2 protein-coding genes are annotated in these 3958 nt (G+C 65.0%); both read right to left on the bottom strand.

What is annotated here, in order from left to right; all coding sequences use genetic code 11:
• Window positions 1-2: 2 nt before the first annotated feature.
• The gene (locus DBR34_RS19440; RefSeq protein WP_128097998.1) at window positions 3-2630 is read right to left on the bottom strand and encodes a TonB-dependent receptor; all 2628 of its coding nucleotides are present in this window, start codon (window positions 2628-2630) and stop codon (window positions 3-5) included.
• A 137-nt stretch (window positions 2631-2767) separates the two neighbouring features.
• Window positions 2768-3796 carry a glucokinase family protein gene (locus DBR34_RS19435; protein WP_128097997.1) on the bottom strand — a complete coding sequence of 343 codons (1029 nt, stop codon included), beginning with the start codon at window positions 3794-3796 and terminating at the stop codon, window positions 2768-2770.
• Window positions 3797-3958: the final 162 nt, after the last annotated feature.

Below are 3958 nucleotides of genomic sequence, written 5' to 3'. Positions count from 1 at the left end.
GATCAGAACTTGAAGTGCACCGTGGCCATGTAGCGGCGGCCGCTCTTGTAGCGCGAGGCCAGGTGGTCCTTGTCGCCAAGGTACTGGAAATACTCTTCGTTCAGCAGGTTCTGTGCATCCAGGGTCAGCGACCAGTTGTCGTTGAAGGTGTACCCGAAGCTGGCGCCCAGTTCGGCGTAATCGTCCACGCTGGCCGGGGCCGAGCCTGCGACGTAGCCGCCGGCCAGGTAGCTGTCACGCCAGTTGTAGGTCAGGCGTGCGTTGATCGGGCCCTTCTCGTAGTACGGGCTGAACGCGACCGAGTTGCGCGACTGGTACGGCAGCGGGTCGCCGGAGTTGTTCTCGCCATTGGCGTAGGTGTAGTTGGCGGTCAGGCCGAACCCGCTTTCGCCGAAGGGCTGCTGGAAGCTGAGGTTGAAGCCCTTCACGTGGCCGCTGCCGGCATTGCGCGGACGCTGGATGCTGTAGTCGCAGTAGCCGTCGGCGGTGCAGCCGTTGGTGCCCACCACGTTGGCCCAGGTGGCCGGCGAGGTGTCGCGGATCGAGTTGTACTGGCGCTCGATGACCGCGCTGCTGTCGATGTAGTTGTCGATCTTCTTGTAGAACAGCGACCAGGCCACCACCGACTGCGGGGCGAAGTAGTACTCGGCCGACAGGTTGTAGTTCCACGACTCGTACGGGGACAGGTCGGCGTTGCCGCCGCTGCCGTTGAGCGTGGTGTCGTTGAGGAACGTGTTGTTCACCATCTGGTTGTACGGGGCCCAGGCGATGACCTTGCTGGCGCCGAAGCGGAACACCCAGTCATTGGCGGTGTCGTAGACCAGGTTGACCGAGGGCAGCAGGAAGTCTTCCTTCTTGGTCTGGGTCTGCCACTTGCTGTCCAGGTCGGTCAGGGTGGGGGTGCCACCGTAGACGAAGCCGCTGCCGTCGGTCTTGGAATCGACATAGCGCACGCCGACGTTGCCGCGGACCGGGCCGTTGGAGAAGTTCAGCTGCGCATAGGCGGCGTTGTTGGTCTGCTCCAGCGCCCAGGTATTGTTGAGGTAGCTGGCCGGATCCGGGTTGGCGTAATCCAGCGGGCTGCCCTTGACCCAGTTCAGCACGTTGTTGCGCCCGGCCTGGACATGGCGGCCCTGGCCATCGCTGAAGCCCTGGATGTCGGTCAGGCCGATGGTGCCGACGTCGGCCAGGGTGCCCGGGCGCACGCCGCCATAGACATTCAGGTCGAAGCTTTCTTCATGCTTGCCGTGGCGCGCGCCGAACTGCAGCTGGTTGAAGATGCTGTCGAACTGCACGTTGAAGTCCAGCTGTGCGTAGGTGTCCTTGCTCTCCGTGGAGAAGATGCCGTTGTTGCCGAACCAGCCGCCGGCCGAACCCCAGTTGGCCGGGTTGCGCGCCGCATCGGGGTTGTCGAAGGTGATGCCCTTGTCCAGGTTCCAGCTGAAGCCACCGTTGTAGAACGGTTCGATGAAGTACTGGGCCAGGTCCTTGTTCTCGGACTTGCTCTGGCCGGCCTGGCCACTGATGCCCCAGCTTTCGCCCTTCCACGCGCCGCGCAGGTCCAGGCCCTTGGTGGTCACTTCGGATTCGCGGACGTTGTTGTCGTAGATCACCGTGCCGCTGTTGGCGGTGGCGCTGGCGTTGGAATGGCCGCTGTTGACCACGCCGTTGCGCACGTCGCCGAGCTGGTTGACCGCACCCACGGTGCCAGGGTTCCAGGTCAGGAAGGAGTACATCGACTGGTTGTAGTTGTCGAAGTTCTCCTTGATGTACAGGCCGCTCAGGTTGAACTCGAGTTCGTCGGTCGGCTTGAACTGCAGGTTGACCACGGCGCTGTCGCGCTTGCGGTCCTGCTGGAACCATGCGGCGTTGACCGAGTTGGGCACGTCGGCGTTGGGATCCACGCCCGGTGCATTGGTGAACGTGGACGCCTTGGCGTAGCCGAACACTTCGATGCCCTGGCGGTCCACGCGCTCTTCATAGTGCTGCGCGGCCACGTTGATGCCGAAGGTTTCGTCGTCGTTCTTCCAGCTGTAGATCGCCGAGGCGTTCGGCTTGCCTTCGCTGGCCTGGTCGCTGTAGCTGTAACCCACCGACGCGGCCACTTCATTGGCGCGCATGTCCAGCGGCTGGCGGGTGTGCATCAGGATGGTGCCGCCCAGGCTGCCTTCGGTCAGGCGCGCTTCGGAGGACTTGATCACTTCCATGCGGCCCAGGATCAGCGGCGACAGCAGCGTGTAGTCGAAGCCACGGTTGGGCTGTTCGCCATACAGCCAGATCGCCTGCGCGACCGGGTGGCCATCCAGGAACGACAGGTTCAGGCTGGGATCGGTGCCGTCGATGCTGACGCGCTCACCCTGGCCGAAGCGACGATCCAGCGAAATGCCCGGCAGCTGCGACAGCGCTTCGGCCACGTTGGTGCTGGGGAATTTGCCGATGTCCTCGGCGGTGATCGCCTCGGAAATGGTCACGTTGTTGCGCTTGGTGTCCAGCGACTTTTCCAGGCTGGCGCGGATGCCCACGACGCTGACCGTGTCCAGGTCGGTCGGGGTAGCGGTTTCCTGCGCCTGCGCGCCGAACACCAGACAGCTGAAAATGGCTGCCGAAAGCAGACTCTTGCGGTGGTTCATGATGTCTCTCCTCATCAATCCGATGGTTCGCCGGCGACGGCGTGTCTTCTTGCGTCTGGTACGACTTTGCCGCGCGCCCTTTGCCGGGGTGCGCCTGGGTGCCACGTACTGCCTTTTCGTGCGTCCCCGCCGCGCCGTCAGACGCGCGGGTCGTCCCTATGGCCGAGGTACCAGCTGGCGGCGCCGATGACGCCCAGCTGCCCGTGCTCGACCACCTTCACGGGAATGCGTTCCAGCGCCTCGCGCATCGGCCCCTTGTTGAGGTACCGGCGCACGAAACTGCTGTTCAACAGGAATTCGCGGATCTGCGGCAGGATGCCGCCGGCCAGGTAGACCCCGCCGGTGATGCCGTACTGCAGGGCCATGTCGCCGATGGTGCTGCCGAGCAGGCCGCAGAACACGTCCAGGCTCTCGCGTGCGATCGGGTCCTGGTTGGCCATGGCCGCGGCGGTGATCGCATCGGGCGTGGCCAGCGTGGGTGCCTGACCGTTGAGGGCACACAGGGCGCGATACAGATTCATCAGGCCCGGGCCGGACAAGGCGTGCTCGACCGATACATGCGCATGCTCGCGCTGCATCTGGCGCACGATCGCCATTTCCAGTTCGGTGGTGGTGGCGAGGGTGGGCTGGCCGGCTTCGGTGGCCAGCACCACCGCACCGTGCGCGGTGGGAATCCACACGGCCGCACCCAGGCCGGTACCCGGGCCGACCACCAGGGTCGGGCCACGCGGGGCGCTGGTCGGGCCGGTCAGCTGCAGCACGCCGCTGGCGTCCACCTGCGCGGCGGCGTAGGCCACCGCTTCAAAGTCGTTGACGATGTAGACCTGGTCCAGGCCCACGTCCTGCTCGATCCGGCGCGCCGACAACGGCCACGGCAGGTTGGCGCTGATCACGGTGCCGTCCAGCCGGGCAACGCCGGCGGTGGCCACCACGCAGTGCGCCGGGCGCTCGCCGGTACCGAGGAACTCGGCCAGGATCGCGCTCAGGCCGGGGTAATCGGCATTGCGGAACTTGCGGTATTCCAGCAACTGCACCGCATGGTCCGGCTGGGCGCTGGCCTGCACCCTGGCCACCCGGACATGCGTGCCACCCACATCGGCGGCCAGGAAAGGCGGCACCGCGGCGGGCAGGGCATGGGCCGGTACAGAGTGGGCGGCTGCGGTCACACGGGCTCCCTTGGATTGTGCAGGACCGGTCCGACCCGGCGATTGAGGCGGAGTCTGTAATCGTTCTGACAACGATGTCAACGATAACCTCAGACTTTCGATGTTGCGCCGCAACGGGCGGTGTCATCAGAAAACGTTTTCATCCATTGCCCGCCATGTTTT

Source organism: Stenotrophomonas sp. HMWF003, assembly GCF_003061285.1.
GTDB lineage: Bacteria > Pseudomonadota > Gammaproteobacteria > Xanthomonadales > Xanthomonadaceae > Stenotrophomonas > Stenotrophomonas maltophilia_AP.
This window is presented reverse-complemented; position numbering and strand designations above follow the sequence as displayed.